General features: G+C 57.3%; 19 protein-coding genes. 9 read left to right on the top strand and 10 right to left on the bottom strand.

Annotation, left to right across the window (positions count from 1 at the left end; translation table 11 throughout):
- Positions 1-39: 39 nt before the first annotated feature.
- Both ACQ4MM_RS05460 and ACQ4MM_RS05455 read left to right on the top strand, forming a co-directional pair.
- On the top strand, positions 40-510 hold the full coding sequence (locus ACQ4MM_RS05460; protein ID WP_431476422.1) for a helix-turn-helix domain-containing protein: 471 nt from the start codon (positions 40-42) through the stop codon (positions 508-510).
- Complete coding sequence (locus ACQ4MM_RS05455; protein ID WP_431476421.1) at positions 507-1,856, top strand: HipA domain-containing protein; 1,350 nt, start codon at positions 507-509, stop codon at positions 1,854-1,856. The genes ACQ4MM_RS05460 and ACQ4MM_RS05455 overlap by 4 nt, the downstream gene beginning before the upstream one ends.
- Before the next feature lie 59 nt (positions 1,857-1,915).
- On the opposite strand, the gene ACQ4MM_RS05450 is transcribed toward ACQ4MM_RS05455, so the two are convergent.
- Genes ACQ4MM_RS05450 through ACQ4MM_RS05425 form a run of 6 tightly spaced genes read right to left on the bottom strand, consistent with a single transcriptional unit; the run spans position 1,916 to position 9,118 of the window.
- On the bottom strand, positions 1,916-3,082 hold the full coding sequence (locus ACQ4MM_RS05450; protein ID WP_431476420.1) for a DUF3322 domain-containing protein: 1,167 nt from the start codon (positions 3,080-3,082) through the stop codon (positions 1,916-1,918).
- Positions 3,066-6,413 carry an ATP-binding protein gene (locus ACQ4MM_RS05445; RefSeq protein ID WP_431476419.1) on the bottom strand — a complete coding sequence of 1,116 codons (3,348 nt, stop codon included), beginning with the start codon at positions 6,411-6,413 and terminating at the stop codon, positions 3,066-3,068. The genes ACQ4MM_RS05450 and ACQ4MM_RS05445 overlap by 17 nt, the downstream gene beginning before the upstream one ends.
- Positions 6,410-7,093: a DUF4194 domain-containing protein gene (locus ACQ4MM_RS05440; RefSeq protein WP_431476418.1), complete on the bottom strand. Its 684-nt coding sequence runs from the start codon at positions 7,091-7,093 to the stop codon at positions 6,410-6,412. The genes ACQ4MM_RS05445 and ACQ4MM_RS05440 overlap by 4 nt, the downstream gene beginning before the upstream one ends.
- Entirely contained in the window at positions 7,059-8,540 is a 1,482-nt protein-coding gene (locus ACQ4MM_RS05435; protein WP_431476417.1) for a DUF3375 domain-containing protein, read from the bottom strand. The genes ACQ4MM_RS05440 and ACQ4MM_RS05435 overlap by 35 nt, the downstream gene beginning before the upstream one ends.
- Before the next feature lie 9 nt (positions 8,541-8,549).
- Complete coding sequence (locus ACQ4MM_RS05430) at positions 8,550-8,882, bottom strand: CcdB family protein (protein WP_431476416.1); 333 nt, start codon at positions 8,880-8,882, stop codon at positions 8,550-8,552.
- Complete coding sequence (locus ACQ4MM_RS05425; RefSeq protein WP_431476415.1) at positions 8,867-9,118, bottom strand: type II toxin-antitoxin system CcdA family antitoxin; 252 nt, start codon at positions 9,116-9,118, stop codon at positions 8,867-8,869. The genes ACQ4MM_RS05430 and ACQ4MM_RS05425 overlap by 16 nt, the downstream gene beginning before the upstream one ends.
- A 178-nt stretch (positions 9,119-9,296) precedes the next feature.
- On the opposite strand from ACQ4MM_RS05425, the gene ACQ4MM_RS05420 reads away from it, so the two are divergent.
- The 4 genes from ACQ4MM_RS05420 to ACQ4MM_RS05405 are packed head-to-tail and all read left to right on the top strand — an operon-like array spanning position 9,297 to position 15,077.
- Positions 9,297-12,014: a type VI secretion system Vgr family protein gene (locus ACQ4MM_RS05420; protein WP_431476414.1), complete on the top strand. Its 2,718-nt coding sequence runs from the start codon at positions 9,297-9,299 to the stop codon at positions 12,012-12,014.
- Positions 12,015-12,022: 8 nt separating this feature from the next.
- Positions 12,023-13,831 (top strand): esterase/lipase family protein, encoded by a 1,809-nt coding sequence (locus ACQ4MM_RS05415; protein ID WP_431476413.1) that lies wholly within the window; start codon positions 12,023-12,025, stop codon positions 13,829-13,831.
- Complete coding sequence (locus ACQ4MM_RS05410; protein WP_431476412.1) at positions 13,809-14,798, top strand: T6SS immunity protein Tli4 family protein; 990 nt, start codon at positions 13,809-13,811, stop codon at positions 14,796-14,798. The genes ACQ4MM_RS05415 and ACQ4MM_RS05410 overlap by 23 nt, the downstream gene beginning before the upstream one ends.
- A gap of 12 nt (positions 14,799-14,810) precedes the next feature.
- Positions 14,811-15,077 carry a PAAR domain-containing protein gene (locus tag ACQ4MM_RS05405; RefSeq protein ID WP_431476411.1) on the top strand — a complete coding sequence of 89 codons (267 nt, stop codon included), beginning with the start codon at positions 14,811-14,813 and terminating at the stop codon, positions 15,075-15,077.
- Positions 15,078-15,193: 116 nt separating this feature from the next.
- Here ACQ4MM_RS05405 and ACQ4MM_RS05400 read toward each other — a convergent pair whose 3' ends face one another.
- Genes ACQ4MM_RS05400 through ACQ4MM_RS05390 form a run of 3 tightly spaced genes read right to left on the bottom strand, consistent with a single transcriptional unit; the run spans position 15,194 to position 18,203 of the window.
- Positions 15,194-16,480, bottom strand: a complete 1,287-nt coding sequence (locus ACQ4MM_RS05400; RefSeq protein ID WP_431476410.1) for an alanine racemase — start codon at positions 16,478-16,480, stop codon at positions 15,194-15,196.
- A complete protein-coding gene (locus tag ACQ4MM_RS05395; protein WP_431476409.1) occupies positions 16,480-17,850 on the bottom strand; it encodes a D-arabinono-1,4-lactone oxidase in 1,371 nt (456 codons plus the stop codon). Before ACQ4MM_RS05395 ends, ACQ4MM_RS05400 begins: the two co-directional genes overlap by 1 nt.
- Positions 17,847-18,203, bottom strand: coding sequence for a c-type cytochrome (locus ACQ4MM_RS05390; RefSeq protein ID WP_431476408.1), 357 nt, complete (start codon positions 18,201-18,203; stop codon positions 17,847-17,849). Before ACQ4MM_RS05390 ends, ACQ4MM_RS05395 begins: the two co-directional genes overlap by 4 nt.
- Positions 18,204-18,393: 190 nt before the next feature.
- On the opposite strand from ACQ4MM_RS05390, the gene ACQ4MM_RS05385 reads away from it, so the two are divergent.
- The 3 genes from ACQ4MM_RS05385 (at position 18,394) to ACQ4MM_RS05375 (ending at position 22,532) form a co-directional block, all read left to right on the top strand.
- Entirely contained in the window at positions 18,394-19,935 is a 1,542-nt protein-coding gene (locus ACQ4MM_RS05385; RefSeq protein ID WP_431476407.1) for an esterase/lipase family protein, read from the top strand.
- 23 nt (positions 19,936-19,958) lie between these two features.
- Positions 19,959-21,215: an IS256 family transposase gene (locus ACQ4MM_RS05380; RefSeq protein WP_431476406.1), complete on the top strand. Its 1,257-nt coding sequence runs from the start codon at positions 19,959-19,961 to the stop codon at positions 21,213-21,215.
- 228 nt (positions 21,216-21,443) lie between these two features.
- Positions 21,444-22,532, top strand: coding sequence for a T6SS immunity protein Tli4 family protein (locus ACQ4MM_RS05375; protein ID WP_431476405.1), 1,089 nt, complete (start codon positions 21,444-21,446; stop codon positions 22,530-22,532).
- An 83-nt stretch (positions 22,533-22,615) separates the two neighbouring features.
- On the opposite strand, the gene ACQ4MM_RS05370 is transcribed toward ACQ4MM_RS05375, so the two are convergent.
- Positions 22,616-24,289 (bottom strand): hypothetical protein, encoded by a 1,674-nt coding sequence (locus tag ACQ4MM_RS05370; protein ID WP_431476404.1) that lies wholly within the window; start codon positions 24,287-24,289, stop codon positions 22,616-22,618.
- Positions 24,290-24,363: the final 74 nt, after the last annotated feature.

Here is a 24,363-nt window from a genome sequence, read left to right as displayed (position 1 = left end):
TGAAAAACGACGAACTGGGAGAATAACAGTGTTTTTCTATTGCCCGATGATTTTGCTCAAAACGCGACAGTAGCAAGTGTGAAGCCAGAAGTTTCGGAATATCAGAAATATATTGCGCCTATAATTGAATTTCGGAAGAATTTCGGTAAATCAGAAATACATAGACTATACTGTTCGAAGACTGGAAACTTTCTGAAATTCCGAAATATGAGGCCAAAAAACTCCCCAGCGTTGCCAGCAGTGCAGCTCATAAACGACTTGGCCGACGTTGGCCGACAGGTGCGAGCGCACCGCAAGCTACAAGGATTGCGCATTGATGATGCGGCGGCGCTGAACGGTGTTTCGGTGGATCTGTTGTCGCGGCTTGAAAACGGGGCAGGGGGCATTCGCACCGACAAACTCCTGGCAGTCCTGGACGGTCTTGGCCTGGCCCTCGTCATTGCACCCAAAGACCACGAGCTTCTCCAACGCTTGCCTCAAGGCAGGCTAGACGACGATGAGGCCACATGAACCAGCCAAATCACCAGCTGAGTTTATGGCTGCATAAGCGCCATGTCGCGGACATTAGCTACGAGCCGCTCAACGAATCATGGTCCTTGCGATATGCGGATGAATGGTCGGCAGACCGACAAGCGTTTGCGCTTTCTCCAGCACTTCCGCTGGATGGGGAAAGCACTTCAGCTTCGATCCGCCGGTTCATCGAAAACCTCTTGCCGGAGGGGCGGGCGCTGGACATCGTGGCTTCGGCCCAAGGGGTCGCAAAGAGCAACGTCTATGGCCTGATCCGCGCTCTGGGTGCAGAAACCACAGGCGCATTCAGATTCCTGCCGCACGGCGAAGATGGCAGTGCGGAGCCTGAGCGAATTCACCCGCGCGAGATATCACTTGCGGAACTGGATGAACGCATCGGCGAACGCGAATCCCGCCCTCTTGTGGAATGGGATGGGAAGGTCCGGTTGTCGGTCGCCGGCTACCAGGACAAGTTGCTGGTCTACGCAAACGGCGAGCCCGGCGAAGTACCACTTTTCCTGCCTGACTTCCCTCTGGCTTCCACTCACATTCTCAAACCGGAACCCGCCGACGCACACCTGCCGCACATGGTGGCAAATGAGCACTTCTGCATGACGCTAGCCCGCCGTCTTGGGCTGCCTGCTGCCAACGTGAGTATTCTCCGCACACCGCGTCCGGTGCTGGCGATTACCCGCTTTGACCGCACAGCGCACAACGACACAAGCGGAGCATGGGTGGAGCGCAAGCACATCATTGATGCGTGCCAGGCCAGCGACCTGCCGGCCACGTACAAATACGAGCGCAATATCGGCAGTGTGGGCGAGGCCGCGCTGTATCGCGATGGGGTCAGCCTTCCCAAGCTCTTCGATTTGCTTGAACATGCCACCCGCAAAGCGGCTGACAGGCTTGCCATACTGCGCTGGGCACTCTTCCAGCTTGTGATCGGGAATAGCGACGCCCATGGGAAGAACTTTTCCTTCTTCGTGCACCGGTCCGGCCTTCAAGCAGCACCTTGGTATGACCTGGTGAGCGTCGTGCAATACCCGCAGTTCTCCCACGACCTGGCCATGGCATTCGGTGACGAGTTCAACCTCGACCAGATCAAAGCATACTCGCTGGCCGACTTTGCCCAGCGCTGCGCAATCGACCGGCAACTGCTGGTGCGTGAATGTCGCCGTATGCGGGAGGGCGTGCGAAAACATGCGATTGAGGTGGCGAGCAGCCAACCCTATCTACCTGGGGAGCGAGCGCTGGTGGACAAGATTGCGGAGTTTGCCTTGTCCCAGTCAGATCGGATGGCAAAGTTGGCTGAGGAGGCAAGCCGTATATCGCCGGACATGCTGTAATCAGCTCGAAGTGGGCATACGAAAGTACTGACGACTCCTACCGGGCATTTCGCAGGATACTACAGGGTCGCCATCCGAAGCAGAGCCTGCAGAGCAACAGGCCATGAAATCCGCTCTTGCTCAAGCCTTAGGCGATGTCCCCAGCGATGTTCCTTCAATCCCTGGTATACCGCGAGTTCCGTGGGCTGCAAGAGCGACAAATCCTCCGTAGGGCATTGCTCCGGCTCCGTACCCCAAAGCGAGGAAAACTGCAGCAAGGTCGCCTCGTCCATCAAAAGAGACTGAAGCTGGGGCATGTGGCTGCGAGCGCGATGCAGGATGGAATAGCCATGGGTATCGATATCACCCCAGTAAAGCCCCTTGCAATGGCGGGTCCACGGGATCTGCGACAGCACATCGACACGGTACCCCAAGCCGATGAAGGCGACGGCTCCTGGCAGATCTGGCAACGCCAACCCGGTCTGCACGTTTTCCACCACCAGCACGGTGGACGGTTCCAGGTTCATGCCTGCCAGTTGTGCGGCCGGCGCACAAATGTCGCGCAGGCCGTTGGCCGCAGCCCTGAGCGCCGGATCGAGCAGCCGTAGGTGAACCAGCGCCGGCGGCGCCTGCAAGCCGCAAAGGGAGTGGAAGTCATCGCCGGGGCCAGGCAAGCCGCGTATTCCAGCCAACAGCTTTCCCAGCAGTCCCTTGCGCGACTCGATCCACTTGGTATCCATTCCTGCAATAGGTAACTGGCGAAGATAGAGTCCAGACGCAGGATTGTCTTCGAGCCATGCCAACACGGCCTGGATGCGCGCGAAGTCGGCGTCCTCCACCTCCGCCAGGAGGTTGAATAGGCGGGCCGCAACAGGCGCAAGTTGTGGCCAGCGCTGGCACAGTGCCTGGTGGCGCAGTTCGGCAAGCTGCCAACGCGCCAGTTCACCGATCCACGCACAAACTGCATGCGGCCCGTCCAGGCGCAGGTACTCAGGAAGGCGCTGCGTTCCCAGCACGCGCCAACGGCGCTCCACCCATTGCAGCGTGCCTTCGCCACGCCATTCGCGCCAGGCCTCGACCCAGGCGCGCACGGCTTCGGTCTGCTTCAATGCCTCTGCTTCACTGGGTGGTCCAAGCGTGATGACCAGCGGCCATTGCTCGGTCGGATCGTCGGCGGCTAGCCACTCGCGGTGTTTGCCCGCGAAGCGCTTTTTTAGAAGCGATTTGACTTCACCCGGCAGCTTCAAGCGCAGCCTCCGCGCGCACGTCGTCGGCCAGCTTCAGCCGCCGTTGCGCTTCGTCATATTCAATCAGGAGCACACCTGATTCACGGCGGTCCCGGATCGCCACGAAACAGGCGCCGCCAATGAAGGGCTCCAAAGTCATTACGGACTTTAGCGGAGTGGCGACGATCATCTGGAAGCCAAAGTTGGCAAAGATATTCATGGCCAGCGCCGTGAATTCGTTGTCGGCCTTGTCGAAGGCTTCGTCCAGCACAACCGGTGCATAGACCGGAACCCCAGTGTCGCTGCCGCCAAGCTGATAGCGCAGCGCCGCCGCCAGCACCGTCGTGGCAAGTTTCTGGCGCTGTCCGCCGGACTTGCCTGCGCCGCTTTCCAGTACGTCATGCTCGATGCCCTGATCGTCGTACTCGCGGCCAATGAACTCGACGTGCAGGCGCACGTCCAGCACGGATTCACGCCAGCGGCGCAGGTCCGCATCCTGGCTGGAAAGGCGGCCGACCAGGCGGCGCAGCTCCATGAAGCGCGCCTCCGCTGCCTGCGGGTCGTCACTCCAAGCGTGGCTGAGGGCATCGAGGATGTCTTGCTTGAACTGGCGCACCTCTGGCAACTGCCGGTCCTTGGGCTGGATCTGCAGGAAAGTCGTACGCTCCTCGTTGCGGTTGAAAGGCACCTGGCGCAGGCTCTCGTTCACCAGCTCCATGCGAGCCAGGATGGCCTTGCGCGCGTCGCTCAGGTAGGTGGAGAGAGCGGCCAGGTTCTGGTGGCTCTGGTTGCGCAACAAATCGAAGAAACGTTGTTCATGGGCCGGCAGGCCATCCGTTTCGAGTCGCGTCAGCTTGGTGAAAAAGTCGCCGGCCGAAGGCAGGGCCGCATCCAGCCCTTCTGCATCGGCGCGCCAAGTATTGATGAAGGTGGAGAACTGCGCCTCGATAAACTTGACGCAATCGCCAATCCCTTCGCTCAATGCCAGGACATCGTCCGAAATTCCTTTGCGCACGGTGCGGTCGGCGCTGTCGACACCCTTCAGCGACGGCGGCTGCGGCAGGCGCTGGTAGCGCTCGTCCAATCCTGCTTGCTGGTGCGGAGTCAGGGGGACGATGGAAGGGTCTTGCTGTGCCGCTGCCAATTGCTTGTCGTGCTCATCTATCTCACGCTGGCGCGACAACAGCGAAACCTTTTCACTTTCCAGTGCGCCGGCCCCTTTCCGCACCAACTCGCGTTGCTGGCGCAGGCGCTCGTCGATCGCTTGCAGGTTAGCATTGCCGTCGCGGATCGATGCCAACTGGCGATCGATAGCGCTGATGCGCTGGACCAGCGGTTCCACTTCGATCTCATGCCATTGCAGGTTGACCAAGGTCTGGCACTTCAGCACGCGCAGGCCGGCATCGCTGCGTTGCTTCCGCAGTGCAGTCAGCTGGGACTCCAGCCCTTCCAGTTCCTGGCGCAGTTGCTGCTCCTGCTGCTCATACAGGGCCAACTTGTCGCGGTTATCAAAGCCGAGCACCCAATAGCGCCTGTCATTTACGCTGCTGCGGTCGTCCTTCTCGTGCCGGGAGCGGTTATGTTTGACCTGGCCCTCGCGTGTCAATGCACGCTCCGGCGCAGCGCGGAAAGCCTTCATCGATTCTACGCATTCGTAGTCGAAGCGCTGGCGCAGGTCTGCCTGCAGCCAGTCCGCAAAGCGGCCGCCCTTCACATTGAGCTTGGCGACCAGCGAGCCGGCGCGCAGAGGCCGCGCTTGCGGCTGTTCGCCGCGGCCGGTGCGGAAGTAGACCAATTTCTGGCCAAGGCTAGCGTCATTGGCGTGGTTGGAAAGGGCCGCGTAGTGCTCTTCATCGACCAGGATGGATAGTGCAAAGCCATGCAGCACGCGCTCAATGGCGCCGCGCCACGCTTCCTCCTCAGGCCTGACGTCCAGCAGCTCTCCGGCAAAGGGCAGTGCATCCGGACCAACGCCGATGGCCATTGCCAGTTGCCGCCGCATTTCCAGCATGTGGGCTGGGATATTGCTCGGCTGGCGGCGCAGCGAATGGAGCTCTTGAAGGACCTCGTCGCGTTTGCGCTTGATGTCGTCACGCCCGCGGCCCAGTTCCAGCAGTCGATCTTCGCCGGCGGTTTGCTGCTGCCAGTCGTCCAGCTCCTGGCGTGCCTGACCGGCCAGGGCTGCAAAGCCTTCGGGCGAGCCGGCAAAGCTCCAATCCAGGGCACTACAGGCATCCACGGCTTGCCTGCGCTTGGACATGCGTCCAGCGCGCTGCTCCTCCACCAATCGCCGCTCGACCTCGAGTTGCTCGATCCTGTCGCCGCCGGCGGCGTTGCGCTGCTGCTCAAGGTCGCGCAAAGCCAGCTCACGGTTATCCAGCGTACCGCGCAATTGCTGCACGCGGCCTGCCAGCCCGTCCGCCTCGATCCGCAGGTCTGCGATATGCGCAGCCAAAAGACGCATACGCAACTGTTCCCGGTAGCTGTGCAGTCCGGCATCCAACTCGCGCAAGCCGTTGCGCTCCAGCTGCAAATGCTCCATTTGCTGGTGCCGCGAGCGCGCCGGCGCCAGGGTTTGCACTTGCCTGCGGGCGGTCACTACCGACTGGTGCGCCTCGTTCAACTCGCCGAATTCATTGACTAACCGGTCCGCCACCTCAAAGGTTTCCGGCTTTTCAAGCATGAAGTCGCGCAGGAAGGTATTGAGGTCGCCGACATTCTTGGCCGACTGCGTCTTGTGCAGCAGGCGCAGTGCCATTTCGTTATCGATGCCGAGCAGGCGGCAGAAGCGTTCGCAATAGGGGGCGAATTCGTCCTTGATATGTGCGCCTGGGTAGGCTAGCTTCAGCTTGCGCACATCGAAGTTAGTGCTGCCGAAGTCCTGAAGCTCGCGCAGGTCGAAGGGGCGCTCCAGGATCAGGAAGAGACGTTTGACATCGGTATTGGCATTGCTGTTCCCGCGCAGCCAGAATAGCTGGACCAAAACCACGTCCTGCCCATTGCTGTTATGGTAGTGCAGCGCAATGGCGGACCAGGTTGTGGTGCCGCTGCGCAAGTAGCGCGTGGTGGTGACGCCGGAGGTACCATCGCTTTGCGCTGACCAGGCTCCGCGGATATAGCTGGCCAGGTTGCGGTCTCGCCCCTTGCGGTCAGCCTCGCGCGCCGCCGCATTGAAGTCGACCCAGCGCGGCGGAACCAGCAGGGCGGAGAAAGCGTCCAGCAGGGTGGATTTGCCGGCGCCGGAAGGACCAACGATAAGGAAGCCACGTTCGCTGATCGGGATTTCGTGCAGGCCGCTGAAAGTCCCCCAGTTATACACCTGCAGGCGCGCCATGCGGAACTGGTCGCTCATTCCTCGTCCTCGCCATCGTCGAGCGGCTGACGCGACAGCTCGGGTGTCTGGCCGGCAGCCATGGCGTCATACAGGGCCGTCAGGGCCACGATCTCCTCGGCGGTAAACAGCAATTTCAGCGTTGGAGAAATCTCGAAGCGGTCTTCGCTGGCGCGGATCTTCTGCAGGATATTGTGTTTCTTCATCTTCTCGATCGAAGCCGCGATGCGCTTGGTAAAGCCGGCGCGGTCGGTGCTGGCGGCACGTTCATACAGCACCAGGTTCTCCACCATCTCGTCGCGCGACACTACGGCGCGCTCGCTATGCGCCTCGGCCTGGGTCAGGCGCTGTCGCAGGAACAGCACCAGGACGGAGTCGATAAAGGTCAGCTGGGCGCGGCGCAGCAGGATCGGCACCTCCAGGTCGCCGGCATCCACCTGGCGCGTGAAGGCCACCTGCATGTCGCGGTCGATCACCAGGTCCAGGAACAGGTCGTGCAGGCGGCGCTGGATGACAGTCTCGTCGCGCAGTAGAACCGGCCACAGTTTGGCGTGGCGGCGCCCTTCCAGCGAGGGGCCGGACAGCAACTGCACCAGTACACGGCGCGTGTCGAGCGGCAGTTCGCCAGAATCATTGAGGAATAGCGCGGTTGGCTGGGGCGCCGCTTCAACTTGCGGCTCCACCTGCTCTGGCAAGTCCATCCTGTTGGTCCTTGAAGAAGTAGATAGCCGGTATTGTAGCCCTGCGCTGGATATTATCGCCGCCCAGCCAGCAAACAGTCTCGCTGGCTTGCGCCACCATGCCATAGCGGCTACCTAGGGACAGCAGGCCAATCACGCTGCCCAGGCCTTGGGCGGCGGGGAAAGCAGCCAGCACGTCTGCAATGGAGGCTTGCGTGCGCGTGGTGAGTACCGCTTGCACATTGGCTGCCAGCGTGCGGAAATCGATCTCCGATTGGGCGACCAGTTCGCCGATGGTGGCCAGGTCGATCGGGGCGGCGGCACCGTCGGCCATCCTGTCTGGCAAAGCCTGCAAGGCCGGATCGTGCAGCAGCCATTGCGATAGCGACGAAAGCTTGCTGCTGGTGAGCTCCAGGGTGTAGTTGAGGGTATCGGTTGCCTTGACCTCCTCCTTCAACGCCAAGGCCGAGCGTTGTGCGGAGCGCAGCAGCTGCGTGAGGCGGCGCTGCTCCATGAATTCCCGGCTTTGCACGAAATGTTTCAAGCTGCGGGCAAAAGATTGCAGCACCTCGTGCACGATGCCGCCCTGCTCCAGCAACGTGCGCGTCAGGCGCAGCAGGAATTTTCGTTCGGCTGGGTCTAGCGCCGCTACGAAGTCGCGCGACATCAGCTGGTCCAGCGCGTCTTCCAGGTTGGCCGATTGTACCGGGTCGGTTAACAGTCGCCAGAAGGCGGCAAAAGTGCGGCCTGCTTCACTTTCGCCGATCAGGTCGATGCCGGCGAACAGGGAATCCAGTACTTCTCCGCGGCTGCCGTCATTGTCCATGATGCGCTCGCGCAGTTCGCGGTTCAATTGCTCGAACTGGTCGCGCACGCGGCGGAAGTCGCCGGCCAGGTTGTCTGCCAGCGCGATGATTTCTCGTGTGCGCTCAAGGGCGGCCACTTCCGGCAATACCTGAACCTTGCCCTGCTCGATGGCAGCAATCTCACGCTCAATACGTTCCTGCTCTGCGCGCAGTCGCGCGACTCGGCGGGCCTTGTCTGCATCGGTATCGTCGGACAGCTTGGACAATGCGTCGATCACCAGGCCCAGGCGGCTCTCTGTCGCTGCACTATGTGGCTTGGACAGGCCGGATACGAAGCGGATCGCGTCCACCGTGGAGGTGGCGAGTTCGTACTCCTCCTCTTTCGAACCGGGTGGGAAGCGGCGTTCGAGATAACCGTCCGCCAGCCAAGAAGCGGCATATTGCTGCGCTGTTTGCGGCCAATCCTCGCCAAGGTTACGCAGGCGTTCCAGCTCTCGTTCAAGCCGCTCGTACAGGATGGAGGCTGGCAAGCTACGCTCGTTCTCATACAAGTGCGCCTGTAGCAGTGCCAGGACGGTTGGTCCATGCGGGGATGCCAACAAGCGCCACAAAGGCTGCTGGCGCATTCTCCTATAGGCTGCGAGGGATTTGTCCGGCTTCATGGCTGCAGTTCAGTATGCTCCAAAGACCCGGTCCAGAGCCGTCTGAATTTCAAACTGATTCGCACGTGCAGATGCGACTTTAACTTTGAGCTCGCTCAATGGGATTGCACCAAGCTGCGGGGTATCCAAAACATGATCTTCGCCGTTGATCGCAATTATCGGGAACAAATCCGGCGGAAGCGTCAATGTAGAGAATTCGGACAGTGGCCGGACTGGAACAACAACCCTCGTCGCCAGGCCACTGATCACATTGCTTTGCACATCGACCAGGTAAGGGATCTTGCGGCGACTCTTGCCTGGATTTGCGAAGATATCAAAGCGGCTCATCAGAACGAACGCCATTCTTCCAAAGCAACGCCTTCTTCTTCCATCCGCTGGTTGTAAGCCGTCAGGAAGTCGGCATGCTCCTCATTCCATTGCTGCTCTCTGCGCATTTGGATCTCTTCGCGTAGCCGCTGTTCACAAATTTGCGAAATGTTAATGCCGAGGCTCTTTGCGGCTTGGTACACATCCATCGAAAGCGTGATGTTGGTAGCTTTCTTTGAAGGCAGCTTTAAGGGGGCGGAAGAAGATTTCATGATGGTCTATGCGCATCAGGAATGTGGTTGGGTATGCGCATTATAGCGCTGAAATCGTTCTGGTAACGCCTTCAGGTTGCCAGAATTGCCTCTCACATCATTTGCCAAACATCAATGTCGGCAACATTTACGCATGCAAATATAGGCTCTCGCGTCAACCAGACGAACGGAGCCCGCCGTGGACAACGCCCTGCTCAGCTTCCTCCAGCAAGAAAAGGACCTGGTCACTGACAACCGGCCACTCCGCCTGCGGCTGGCGCATCCAACTCAAATGCTGGAAGACGTTCTACTGCCGCAGGTCGTGCAGGGTACCGAATCGATTTGTGGAAGCGTTGAATACCGCATCATGTGCGTTTCTCTCGACGCCTTCATCCCGCTGAAGGAGCTGATCGCGTTGCCGGTCGCGATCGATATCGTCACCGACCGCGGCGACTTGCGCAGCATCTGCGGCATTGTCACCGAAGCACGCGCCGGCGACAGCGACGGCGGCCTGGCGAGCTACCAACTGGTGCTGCGCGATGCGCTATCCATCATGGAAAAGCGAAACAACACCCGCGTGTTCCGCAACAAGAACGAAGTGGAAATTGTGCAGGTGATCCTGGATGAATGGTTGCAGACAAACCCCATCATTGGCACCTGCTTCCGCTATGAGATGGATGAATCTTTCCGCGTCGACGCTTATCCGCAGCGCGAATTCACCATGCAGTACAACGAGCCCGATGCCGCGTTTATTCGACGTCTGCTTAAACGGCGCGGGATAGCATGGTACTTCCGCGCCGACCAATCGAACTGTCCGTCGCACACGATGGTCCTGTTTGACAACGCCGACACACTACCGCCTAACGCTGCGGGTATCGTGCGCTATCACCGCGATGCCGCGACCGAAGAGCGCGACGCGATCACCTCATGGTGCGCGGTTCGTACTCTGCAACCGGGTAGCGTGTCGCGCTTCAGTTGGAACTATAAGAATCCACAAGGTTCGGAATTCATGACTGCGAAGATTGACGGACGATCTGACCAGGGACCGAACGGGAACGAGATGTCTGCCAGTCTGGATGACTATTTGGTGCTCTCGCCGCACGCAGGTGATGACCACGATGACCTTTGCCAGTTGGGCCAGTTAGCTATGCATCGCCACGACCTTGAATCAAAATGCTTCCACGGCGAAGGTAGCGTGCGTGACTTTTGCGTAGGTGAGTATTTTGAACTTGATGGGCACGCAGAAATCGATGCACATCCCGGCGCGGAGCGTGAATTCGTCATCAGCGAGCTGCATATGGCCGTATCAAACAATTTATCAAAAGACTTAGCTGCGCGTGTCGAACGGCTATTTTTTCAAAGCCGCTGGACGCCCGGAACAGGCTGCGAGCTATCGGAAACGCGCATAAAAGTAGTATTCACTGCTGTCCGTCGCGGCATTTCTTTCGTGCCGATGTTTGATCCGCAAGTCGATGTACCCAACGTTCCTATGCAAAGCGCTATCGTCGTTGGCCCGGAAGGAGAGGAAGTCCATTGCGATGAATTAGGGCGCGTGAAAGTACGATTTCGAAGCACCCGGCCCGCCGACCATGAGCATGCGCAAGGGGCCGGGGCGTCGGACAGCGATGTGGACTCTGCGTGGATTCGCGTTGCGAGCAGTTGGGCGGGAAATGGGCCCGGGAGCCAAAATCAATGCGGTAGCCTGCACTTGCCTCGCGTAGGAAGCGAAGTGTTGGTGGCATTTCTCTCCGGTGATCCAGACAGGCCAATAGTCGTAGGGCAAACATACAACCAGGTTGCGCGGCCTCCAGCGTTGAGCCAGGCGGGCGACTTGCCGGGCAATCGGTACCTTTCTGGGTTGAGGAGCCGGGAAGTGAATGGCGCCCGTGCAAATCTTCTGCGCTTTGACGATACGAAAAGCGAAATCAGCGCCCAACTGGCGAGCGAGCACGCTTGGGCTCAACTCAATCTTGGATTCATCACGCACGAAAAGGCTGACGGTGTTGGCGCGAAGCGTGGCGAAGGAGCAGAACTCACAACGAAACTCGCCGCTTCGATTCGCGGTGAATGTGGCGTTCTGATATCCGCCGCTCCCTTTTCGACGTCGAAGAACGAGATGCTGGACCGGGATCCCTGCCTTGGTGCTGCGAAGCTGGCGCACGGCGTTCACAAGCATCTAGCCGAAGTTGCATCCAAGGCTTCGGAAGAAAGCGAGTCAAATGATTCGCTTGGCGACATGGTCAGCAAGCTGGAGAAATGGACGGATGGTGGCGGCGATCCGTTAGTCGCCATATCTGCACGTAGCGGGATCATTGCTGGTTCCGCTGAATCGATGGTACTCGCGTCACAAGACGACATCCATTCGGACAGTGGGCGCGACACAAGTATCGGAGCTGGGGGAAACCTGTTTGCCAGGGCTGCAAAGGGCGTGAGTGTGTTGGCTTGCAAGCTTGGGATGAAGCTTGTCGCGGCAGGTGGCGATATAAAGATTCAGTCACAGAATGGCAGCATCGAGATCTCGACCGCCAAGCAAATCAAGCTCATAGCCAACGAGAAGATCGAACTTCACTCGCCAACAATTAGATTCGTAGCGCAGGGTACTCAGATCGATTGCGGGGGAGGGAGAATCACTCAGCAGAGTAGCGGTGCTCACACGATCAAGTCATCAAAGTTTGATCACCTAAACGGAGGTAATGGAACGCCAGCAAAGTTGAACATGCCGAGCCTGGAGGTAGAGCATGATCAGCAAGTCGAAGTCCTAGACCATCAAACCGATGAACCCATGCCAAATCGGAGATATCGAATCAGGGTTGATGATGGAAAGACATATGAAGGTACTACGGATGACAAAGGCATGACGGAGAGATTTGCGAGTAAGACGGCGTTTGCACAATTTGAGATCGAAATTTTGGATTGAGGTGAAGAATGGGGACTCAACTTCCAACATATGTCGATTCCGGTGCATATAAGGCGGCAGGTTACGTCACGCCGAAAGAAGACAAGTCACCGCAAACTGCGCGCGTGTTAGCAAAGCGCGCGATTCCAATTGTTTTTTTGCCTGGGATTATGGGTTCGAACTTAAGGATGTCGTCAGCAAGGCAACGAGCTCTTGGAAAGCGCAACAATATCGCTTGGCGCCCCGATAGAAAACTAGAAATGATTGCACTTCTAAATGCGTCGGCAGCAGAGAGGCAATTGCAGCTCGATCCGGCAGCCACTGAGGTTGATACTTACGATAGTGGCACGGCACCTACGGGAAATCGTTCCGAGACCGCGGAAGAACGACATGGCGGTAAGTCCATTCGGGTAACAATTCCATCAGCCCACCCGCTTCTGCTCGAGGATGATCTACCGACTACAAATCCAAGGCGAACGAAGGAAGAAAAGGCTTTGGAACGGGGATGGGGGGAAGTCTATTTCACAAGTTATCGAGGAATATTAGAACAGTGTGAACAGGAGTTGAACAGGCCGACGCTATTAGGGGGAAAGTGGGCGCGAATCGTCGGCGTTGATCCGGTGAAGTTCGGCGCGGCAGCGTCAATACCACTGTCTCCCTTAAAGGAGGATGAATTAGCTTTGGCCACCAAGGGCTGTATCTTCCCGGTGCATGCGATGGGGTACAACTGGCTGAACTCAATTGAACAGGCAGCGTCGATTCTAGCCACAAGAATCGGCAAGCTAATCGACAAGTATACTTGCTTAGGTATTCAATGTGAGAAGGTCATCGTCGTTACGCATTCCATGGGTGGATTGGTGGGGCGTGCGTTGGTGCATCCGCGAATGGGAAATATCGAGTCGAAGATTCTCGGTGTTGTCCACGGTGTTCAGCCTGCCTTAGGCGCACCGGCGACATATAAACGCATGCGATGCGGCTTCGAGGAAGGTTTTCTTGGAGCGGCGCCGACCCCCAAGATTCTGGGGAACTATGGCTCAGAAGTCACTGCTGTATTGGGAAACTCTGTGGGCGGACTCCAGTTGCTGCCTAGCTGCGCGTATGGAAATAATTGGTTGCGAGTTCAGCACAACGGGCGAGTCATCGAAAGCTGGCCGAAATCTGGTGATCCCTATTCAGAAATCTATTCCATCCGGAACAAATGGTACGGTTTGCTTCGAGAGGAGTGGTTGAATCCAGCAGGCGATCACGATGCCGGCTTCAATACAACATGCCGAAATCTGATTAAGGCCAAGAACTTCCACGCCGCGATCGAAAATACATATCACGCACAAAGCTATGCACACTATGGCGCAGACCCACAAAGGCCATCATGGGAGACGGTTACTTGGGATTATGAATTGCCAGTCATCGCTAATGATTGGAAAGATATGCAAATTACGGCAGATGATGAGCAAGGGCATTTTACCGTGAACAGTGCTTCGAGTTTTGATAGACAATTAAGTGGGATCACGGTCAAGCTGGGGTCTGCGAGTGGCGCTGGAGACCAAACAGTTCCGATACGTTCTTCTGACCACCAGCTACTCAGCGGAAAATTTAAGGGCGTGTTTCGGCAAACTGGATACGAGCATCAAGCCAGCTACAGTGACTTGCGTGCCGTTCAATCGACGCTTTTTAGCATTGTCAGAATTGCGTCGACGATGAACTGGTCGAGAGATGATTGCGGCAATCTCGTGGCGGGGGAAGATTATCTTGCTCCTCATAGTGATCATCTCTGGAATTGGTTTCGGAATCAATTTTCTGATCAAGGAGCGCAAGATGCCTTCGGAGAACAGACTTGAAGCTATTTTTGAAGACTTGCGTACCGTCTGTGTTGGTCGATTTCTTATCGATGTACCCAAGTCCGCAATTGTCGTCTTCGGTGCCGCACGCGTACCTGTAGAGACTTGGCGGAATGTTGGTGATGGGAACCGCTTGGAAGAGTACGTCAAACAAGCAGTAGCTAAGAGTGAAGAAGACAGGTGGCTGGCGAGAGACGCTTTGCTGAGTGATACATCCGTCTTAGGAAAGGTGTGGGACGGAGTCGGGCCAAATCACAAGATCGTCTTTGGGGTTGGGCGTGCTGAAGGGTCATCCTATAACGTGCAGTCCTTTGTAGGCGTAGGAAATGATCTATACGTGCAAGAATACGCGGCATTTGGAGAGGACAACGAGTACCTTAAAGCAGTTGAGGAAGCTCGTGAAATAGCAATGCACCTAAGACATCGCGATGAGGACGAAGTTCCAAAGGACTCGGGATTTTGCATAGATGGCGCTATCGTAGGCGACCCTCGAATGTACATGGTCGAAGCGGCGACGTTTGGAATTCGGCTAAGAGAATTCGAAGGCGTGCACCTGTCGATACAAACGACAAAGAAATCACGATTTATACCGTCGGATGCGATAGAGCCGCGTTTGAAGTCCGCCGAAAAGTCGATAGTCGCACTAGGGTATGGAAACTGGTATAAGCGCATTAAATTCTTAAGGCGTGGGCAGCGAAAGATCGGCAATTGGGATGGCTTCGAAGTGGCAGCTCATAGGCCTGCCGTTGAATCGGAGGAGGAATCACATGAGTTTGCATTCTTGAGTCATGGCGAGCCAAAGAACCCACTGCTGCCAGTACTCGACGTTAAATTGCATACTGGGGTTAAGGGTAACGAAATCGGGGGAGTCGCGCCTAGCATTACAGATGACGAAGCGCTGTACTTATGGGACAGAATTTTGGGCTCGATCAGGCCGAGGCCCGTTCGCAATCCAGATGCAAGATAAGAAGGATCGACTATGGCAAACGTAATCAGGGTGGGGGACCCGACGTCTCATGGTGGCAAAGTAGTAAAGACCAGTGCTCCGGATGTGCGGGTTAGCGGCAAGCCTGTCGTGCTGGTCGGCGACCGCTGCGTTTGCCCGATGACCGGCCACCAAAACTGCGTCATCATCAGCGGAAACAGCAATCACACAGTCAACGGCAAAGCCGTCGCCTACGAAGGTGACAAGACCAGCTGCGGTGCAACGCTGATTTCAACAGTCGCTACGTTCGCATCAAGCTAGGCATTTTCATCGCCACCCGATATGAATATTGGGCCGGCTCGTTGGAGAATGTCACAAGCTAAAATCGTCGCGCTGCATCAGGCACATGACAGTTGTTTTTCTTCTGAAGAGGTGAGCTAAGGCATGGCCGCCATCACTGGCCATCGCTCAGAGATCTTCCCAGACTCCATCACTGCAATCTCCCCGAACTGCTGCAACACGGCTTCACTTTGCCGTGGACGCAGGAAAACATAGTCGTCGACTTGCAGCTGCTGCGCCCCGGAGCCCAGCAAGGCTTGCTGATTCGATGAATTCCCATACAGTCCGCTTGCCGCCAATCCTGTTGGCGACACTGGATCTGCCATCCAATTCCCGCCATAGACGAAGTAGACATGCTCCTGGTTTCTATCCCAAGCGCGCGCAGCATCGCCCAACACCTCAACACCAATGGGCATCTGGAACCGCCGATCAGCCTTCAGCACAGGCGTTGCTATGAAAGCCGCAGGCGCCAAGTCTTGCAACAAGTCAGTATCAAAATCGCTTGGTTTGACGAGAGCCGAGCCCAGCGCGATCTCATTGGCAGCCCCACTGGCATCGTGCAAACGGTAAGTCGGCGAGCCGCCTGCATTGAACACCAGCCCTGTGTCGCCGCCATTCGATTGCAGGCTCTGTGAAGCAAGCCCGGCATAGTCCCGATAGATGGTCTTGGCCCGCGCCAGTGCCTTCTCACGCAAGTTCGCCAACGGCAGCTTGGCAACATGCGCGTCATACCCCATCATCCCAGCAAACTTCAGGCGCGGTTCCTCACGCAAAATGGTCAGCATCTGCTGCAGCATCTCCGGGCTATCCACGCCTCCGCGATGCAGACCTACGTCAATCTCCAGGCTCACTCGCATATCCAGCTTCTGTCCACGTGCCAGGTCGCGATACTGCGCCAAACGTTGCGGCGTATCCACCAGCCACTGTAGCTGCCGCTCAGGCTGGAACTGCCCGCCCTGGAAGCTACGATAAAACTCCGCCGCCGCAGCAACAGGCAACGGTTTGCCCAACAACAGATCGACATCGCCGCGCTGAGCCGCAAGTTGCTGCAAGTAGGGCAGGTTGAACACCATCAGCCGGCGCGTCTGCATGGTTTGCATCAGCAAGTCCAGCAGCGGCAGGCAGGGCAGGGACTTGGCGACCAGCCGCAACGGCAAGCGCCCATCGATATTGCGCATCACCTGGCGCGCATTAGCCAGCAACCGGTCCTTATCGATCACCATGGTTGGCGTGGCAATGCCCGCCGTGCGCAAGGCCTGTGAAGCCCGGGCGAAGTATTCCGCATGCGGTGCTCCCTTGTCGCGCGGCCGCACTGCCAGCGCAGCCGCACCAACCAAGCCGGCGCCAATCGCCGTGATCACCGCCCGTCGTTTCAGCGCCACCATCACGCCACCCCAAACAGTGAACGCAAATGCGGGTTCAGCATGCGACCGTTGGGGTCCATCTGCTGCCGCAATGCCAGGAAATCGTTCCAGCGCGGGTACAGTCCCGCCAGCTCTTTCGCACCCAGGTTATGCAGCTTGCCCCAGTGTGGCCGGCCACCATGCTTGCGGAAGATCGGGCCCAGGTCGGACAGTAGGTAATCGTAAGCCTCCCCATGCGCTGCATGGACGGCGATGGAACAGCTGTCCCGCTTGTAGAACGGGCTAAGCCAGGCATCGTCCGCTTTCACAAAGCGGAACTCCATCGGGAAGAACACCTCATTGCGCTTCTCCAGTGCTGCTATGACCTCCCGCACGCAGGCAATGCCCGCCTCTCGCGGCACGTGGTATTCCGTTTCGTTGAAGCGCGTTGGGCGCACCGTGGAGAGCAGCTTCCATGAACGGTTCTTCGCCTCCTCGGTCAGATCCGGATCGATCAGCTTGCCCGCCGTCCAGCGCCGCAAGTCGGGGAACCTGCCCAGCCAGTCGCGCAGCTTGCGCAAATCGCTCAGCATCTCCTCGTCTTGTGAATGCGGCACCAGCACGTCGTTACCCTTGTACTCGTCATGGGCAATAGCCGCTGCATAGCCGGTGAAGGGCAGATAGTAGAACTCGAAATGCCGGTGCTTGGCCGCCAGCTCGCCTGCCTGCTCCAGGATTTCGCCCAATGGACGCAGCCACACCTTGCGATGCAGGCTGAAGGAGGGCACTACCCGCACTGTCGCCTGCGTGATTACTCCCAAGCTGCCGAGTGAAACGCGTGCTGCGGCCATCTGTTCCGGATTGCGCTCCTGGTTCCAATCCACTACCTCGCCCTGCGGTGTGACCAGGCGCAGGGCCGTCACTTCCGCATGCATGGCTTGAATGTTGGCGCCAGTACCGTGAGTGCCCGTGCTGATGGCGCCGGCTAGCGACTGCATGTCGATATCCGGCAGGTTGCGCAAGCCGACGCCCAGAGAATCCAGCTGCCGCGACACCATGGAAAGGCGAGTGCCAGCCATCAGCGTGGCCGTCATGGCAGCCTTATCGTGCGATAGCACGCCGTTCATCCGTTCAAGGGAAACGATCGTATCGTTGGTCGGCACCAGGGCAGTGAAGGAATGGCCCGCGCCGACACAACGCACCGTGCCGGCTGCATTGCGCAGCAGGTCTGCTAGTGCCTGCTCGTCCGCCGGCGTAGCCAGAGACTTGGCTTGGCACTGCTGCACCTCCGACCAGTTCTTCCAGCGGAAGGGGCGCGGTTGAGCCGGAATCGCGGCCTGCGCACGGTTTGCAATCAGGCCAGCTGCCGCAGCCATGGCTCCGGCTTTCAGGAAGAGGCGGCGCTGCTTCATGTTCCACTCCTTGCCATGAAGAGCGTCAGCGCGCGTAAGTCGTCCGCGCTGCAGTCATTGCATTGGCCCATCGCTGGCATGGTGTTGAAGCCATCGCTCGCATGCCGCACCAGTTGGTCTATACCTTGGTCCAAGCGCGGCTTCCAATGCGGCGCAAAGCCCGCCAGCGGCGCCCCGCTGCCGTTCCGCGCATGGCACGCCAGGCACGAACGCTCATAGCGCTCCGCCAGCCTCGTATCGGCTGGCCGGGAAGTTTCAGCCCATTGCAGATCGGCCGTGGCCGGTTCCTGTTTAGCAGCAGAGCAGGCACTCAGGCCCACCAGTGCTATTTGCACGCCCAACAACGCTCGCATCGACTCCCCTTCTTCAAGTGGAACAACGTTGAATGAGAATAACGATGAACTTAAGAAAAAACAATGTTTTTGTTCTCCTTCCGGTGGGAGGCGTACGCAAACAACATCTATCAGGTTTGCTCCACATCAACGTCGGCAAACTTTGCACATGCAAACATAGGTCTCTATCGAAATCGCTGGAGGTGCGCAAATGAGTATCGTAATCCCGACGCACGTTGAATCCGGCAACGTAAAAGCAGTTGGATACGCGACCCCCAAAGAGGATAAGAAGCCTCAAAAAATGTACGCATTGCCTAAGCGCGTGATTCCGATAGTTTTTCTACCTGGGATCATGGGCTCGAACTTGAGGATGAACGCTGCACGCCAAGCGCTGTTACGCCGCAAGAACAATATCGCGTGGCGCCCTGATAGACCGAAGGAAATGGTGGGATTGATTCATGCAGATCCGGCACAACGCCAAATGCAACTTGATCCTGCCGCTACTGAAGTAGATACCTACGATAACGGAAGCGCGCCAACTGGAACTCGATCCGAATCGGCAAAGGAGCGACAGGACTGCGGATCCATCCACGTAACGATTCATTCTGGTCACCCGCTCCTTTTGCTTGATGATCCTCCTACAGCGAAGCCGCGCAGGACTAAAGAGGAAATGGTATTAGATAGAGGGTGGGGCGAAGTCTATTTTTCGAGCTATCGGGAGATCTTGGAGGAGTGTGAGCAGTTATTGAACAGGCCTACGAAATACGGAGGCTGGGGCAGGATACTGGACACGGATCCTGCTACGTGGGGAGCAGTCGACAATCCGAGAGTTTCGCCATTGACGGAGGATGAGTTGGTGAGGGCGACGCATGGATGCATGTTTCCCGTGCATGCGATGGGCTACAACTGGCTGCAATCCATCTCGGTTTCAGCGAGAACTCTTGCTGGTCGAATCACGAGCCTCATAGAGAGGTACAAATCAATGGGGCTCCAATGTGAGAAGGTCATCATCGTAACTCACTCTATGGGTGGTCTCGTAGGTCGGGCATTAATCCATCCAAAAATGGGGAACATCGAGGACAAGGTATTGGGAGTAGTTCATGGCGTTCAGCCAGCGACAGGCGCTCCGGCAGCCTACAAAAGGATACGTTGTGGTTTTGAAGAAGGTGCGTTAGGCATTGATCCGGCACCCAAAATTCTCGGCAATTTTGGTGCGGAGGTTACCTCTGTCTTGGCGAACTCAGTTGGCGGACTACAGCTTCTTCCAAGTTGTGACTATGGGAACGGCTGGCTACGGGTGACTCACAAAGGTATCGTGCTTGACCGCTGGCCGAAAAATGGCGATCCCTATGCGGAGATCTATAGTTTGAGGGATAAATGGTATGGCTTGTTGCGAGATGAGTGGGTGAATCCAGCGCGGAACGGCCTTTCGGGGTTTGAAGAAACCTGCGAGCGATTGATTCTCGCCAAGGAATTTCACCAGTCAATAGCTCACGTTTACCACCCGGTAAGTTACGCGCATTATGGTGCGGACCCAAAGCGCGGTTCTTGGGAAAACGTAACCTGGAACTATGAGCTACCAGTGCTGGCTTCGAATTGGCAGGAGCTGAAGGTCCTAACGGATGATGGGCAGGGGCTTCTTTCGCTAGCGGATGCCAACCACGCTCCCGAGATGCCATCAGGTATTACTGTAAAGCTAGCCGCCGCCTTTGGTGGAGCCTGTCAGAATTTTAGTGTGAATCCGGGGTCATGAAATAATACCGAAAGGGATTTTCCATGACCGACGTAATGACCACGAAGAAGCCGAAAACCAAGAAGCAGTACCCGTTTCCCGTTGAACTGATCGACCAGCTGCTGGCACAGGTCGAGAACAAAGATGCTGAATCCATTCTCGGGGAATCAGGCCTGGCCGGCCAGCTCAAAAAGATGCTGGCCGAGCGCATGTTGACAGCCGAATTAACCCACCATCTCGCCACCGAAGGCGACACAAAGAACCACCGCAACGGCAAGAGTCGCAAGACCGTGCTGGCGCCAGGCGGCGAGCTGGATCTGGAGATCCCGCGTGACCGTCTTTCCAGCTTTGAGCCAAAGCTGGTCGCCAAGCACCAGCGTCGTATGCCAGGCTTCGATGACCATGTGATCGGCATGTATGCACGCGGCATGACCGTGCGCGAGATTCAGGCGCATTTGTTGGAACTGTACGGAACCGAAGTGTCGCCAGACCTGATTTCGACCATCACTGACGAGGTCATGGACGAAGTGACGCAATGGCAGCAGCGACCACTCGAGACGATGTACCCGATCGTTTACTTCGATGCATTGCGGTTGAAGATCCGCGATGAGGGCACCGTCAAAAACAAGGCCGTGTATCTGGCGCTGGGCATCCGCGCCGACGGCCGCAAAGAAGTGCTGGGCCTATGGATCGAACAAACTGAAGGCGCCAAGTTCTGGCTGAAGGTCTTCAACGAGCTACGCAACCGTGGACTGGAAGACATTCTGATCGCGGTAGTGGACGGCCTACGCGGCTTCCCTGAAGCGATTGAGGCCGTGTACCCGCAGGCGCAGATCCAGACCTGCATCGTGCACCTGATCCGCAACTCGATGACGCTCGCATCCTGGAAGGACCGTAAGGAGCTCGCAGCTGCGCTCAAGCCGATCTACCAGGCCGCCAATGCCGACGCGGCAGCAGCGGCGCTAGATGCCTTTGCAGAGGGGCCATGGGGGCAGCGTTTCCCGACCGTACCTGCGATGTGGCGACGCCAATGGGAACAGGTGATACCGTTCTTCTCCTACCCGCCGGAAGTGCGCACGATCATCTACACAACGAACGCTATTGAGAGCCTGCACATGCGTTTGCGGAAAATCGTGAAGAACCGTGGCCACTTCCCAAGCGACGAAGCAGCGACCAAATTGCTGTATCTGGCCTTGCGCAATATCGAAAAAGATTGGAAGATGCCGCAGCGGACCTGGAAGATGGCCGCCAATCAGTTTGCCATTCTGTTTGGGGAACGCTTCACCAACGCGATTAACTAACTACGAACCGCGACCCCGGCACACAAAATTCCTGACAGGTCCCTTTGGTGCCGGCGACCAGACCGTCCCGATCCGTTCATCCGATCACCAGCTATTGAGTGGCAGATTCAAAGGGATCTTTCGGCAAACAGGTTATGAACATCAGAACAGCTACAAGGACGTCAGGGCCCAGAACTCGACTCTTTTCTGCATTATCAAGATTGCTGCGACCATGGAATGGGGGCTGGCATGAACAAGCCCATTAGCCAGTTATCAATGTGTGCGGCCCTGTTCACCACCATCAGCATTACCGGAATTTGCTATGCAAATGGATCGGAGAAGAAGATGTCTAACGATGCGAATCGCCTTGTTGCAGTGACTGAAAAAATGAAGCCCGTATGTGTAGGGCGCTTCATCATCGATGTGCCTGCCAATGCAGAAATAGTTTTTGGTCCTGCCAGATTGCCCGTTGAAATCTGGCGGAAAGAAAATGAGGGAAGGAACTTCGATGCTGCAGTTCGCGAGGCGGTAGCCGAAGCCGAATCGAGAAAATGGCTTGCATACGACGCATTACATGAAGATGGCTCCCTAATCGGGAAGGTGCTGGATGGCTTCGCACCGAACCAGAAGATCGTACTTGGTGTAGGTAAGGGGGACGGTGCCTATTACAGTGTTCACTCGCTTGTGAAGGTTGGTGACGATCTATTCGTTCAAGAGTACGAGGTCTTCGGGAGAGGAGGGAAATACTTGAAAGCTTCGGATGATGCTCGACAGATCGCAAAGCGTCTTCGCGCGCGCGCTGCAGATGAAGTTCCAAGTGAGCCTGGCATTTGTCTTGACGGTGCTTTTGTAGCCGATCCATCCCACCGCTACATGGTGGAGGCTGTCACCCTCGGGATCAGGCTGAAAGAATTCGCGGATGTCCATATCTCAATAGAAATGACAAAGAAGGACATTCATATCCCATCGGATGCACTCGAGCCAAGGATGAAGGCGGCACGGCAGGATGCAATCGCACTGGGCAAGGGCGCATGGTATAGCCGAATAAAATTCTTGAGTAAGGGAAAACGACGGGTTGGCAACTGGGATGGTTTTGAAGTTGGAGCCAGAATGCCTGCCCAGGAGTCCGGGAAAGAGCATCACGAGTTCGAATTTCTAAGCCAAGGAGAACCCAAAAACCCTCTGCTGCCAGTGCTGGACATTCAGCTGCACACTGGCGTCAAGGACAACGTAATTGGCGGTGAAAGAGCTGGAATCTCTGATGCAGAGGCCCTCTATCTTTGGGAGAGGCTGCTCGCGTCAATCAGGCCGAGGCCGGTTCGCAAGAGCGGCGATTGAGCGTCATCATTTGAGCAAAGTGATCAAGAACGCAGCTATGCGAGCTGCGCACGTGAGGGGTGAACGTGCAAACCTCAGAATTTCTATTGCAGGCGGATGGCAGTATCAAATATCCAGGTGCGTCGAATTTCGATAACGTCGTATTGACGCGCCAGGCTGGGCGGGAATGCCCCGTAGGGCGCATGCCTGGCCACCACGTTTCGTATTGCTTCGTCGATCGCCGGCACACCGCTGGAAACGACAAAAGTCACCTTCTCTACAGACCCGTCTGCACGAATCGCCAACGTCACCATGGGCGGAACGTGGCGCTGTTTCGCTACTTCGCGAACCATGTCGAATGCCATGTTCAGTTCGAACTTCTTGCTTATCGCATCCGCGTATTGAACCAGGTCTGCATTTGGATCCACGCGACCAAAGAGCCATCCCCGGCGTATTCCGCTAACTGTAGGGAGCAGCGAGCGTGAAGGGTTCTTCAACGCTGCATCGCGTTGGGCCGCCTCTTCGTTGAGTTGCCTGCCGATTGCGCGCAGGCGTTCTTCCCGCTCTGCCTCCTGCTTCGCTTTCTCGAGTTGCGCTTGCTCGCGCTTCACTTGCTCGAGGCGCGCTGCCTCCTGCTTTGCGGCTTCTTGTCGCCCAGCCTCTTGTTTGATGGCGTCTTGGCGCGCCGCTTCCAGTTGTTGTGCCTGCCGTATCGCCTCAAGCTGCGCCTGCTTTGCCTGTTCTGCACGCTGGGCTTCCGCCTTGCGTGCTGCCTCTACGCGCGCGAGTTCGGCTCGTTCCTGCGCCTGCCGGGCTGCCTCCTGGCGTGCTTTCTCTTCCAGCTTTGCCTGTTCACGACGAATTTCTTCTTCACGGGCCAGCACCTGGCGTTCGGCCTCCTGCCGCGCAGCTTCGTTCCTGGCTACCTGCTCGACGCGAATGGCCTCTTGGCGAAGTTCCTCCTGGCGAGCAGCCTCGAGCTGCGCTTGCCGGGCTTGTTCCTGACGGATGATTTCCTTACGTACGCTTTCGGCGCGCTCCTGCTCCTGGCGAGCGGCCTCTTGCTGTTGCTGTGCTTTTCGGGTCGCTTCCCGCTGGGCGTCTGCCATCATTTCGGCTTGACGCAGGCGTTCTGCCACTTGCTTTTCCTGTTCGAGCTTAGCCAATTCGAGCGTGCGTTCTTGAGCCTCTTTCTCAAGGATCTTTGGTGCCGCGTCGCTAGCGTTATCCGGTACTTGTGCCTCGCGCTCCTGAACGGGAATACTGCGCACCGTGGCGTTAGCTGGAGCATTTGTGGGCGATGCGATAGGGGCGGCCGATGAAGGTATTTCCTGCAGCTTGCCAGCCGGAGTTACTGGCATTGAGGTTGGCGCCTGCGCCGGTGCAGGGGGCGGAATCAGGATGGCAGGTGTCTCGCTGTTTCCGATAGCGGGTGGAGGCGCGATCATCGATGCAACCGGGCCTGCGACTACGGGCCGCTCCACTGGCGCCAAAACGGGATTAGCGTTTTCTTTTAAAGCTGCAAGTGGTGCCGGCGTTAATGCCGCTGATGCAGGGGAAGAAGGCGGCGGAGGCAGGAGTAGCACCTGCAAATCGTTGGCGCCCAGCCGTCGTTCCTGCCATGGAAATTTCAGAGCGGGTAGTCCGAAGGTTTGGCCGCCCAAGGTAATGCTCAAAAGTCCGGCGTGAATGATGGTGGAAATCACCAAGGCACTACTTAATCGCCAGGGTTCACGCTGGAGACTATTGGATCTGCCGATGGTGATTGCTGAGGACATCAGCACAGGCTATCACAAAGGCAGCGCCTATTGATCAATCGGCAACTGAAGCGCTAAATATGCAACAACGCCGT

The sequence above is a fragment of the Massilia eburnea genome (assembly GCF_050709955.1).
In the GTDB taxonomy this organism is placed as follows: domain Bacteria; phylum Pseudomonadota; class Gammaproteobacteria; order Burkholderiales; family Burkholderiaceae_D; genus Rugamonas; species Rugamonas eburnea_A.
Note: the sequence above shows the minus strand (reverse complement) of the source record. Positions and strands in the feature narration are given on the sequence as shown.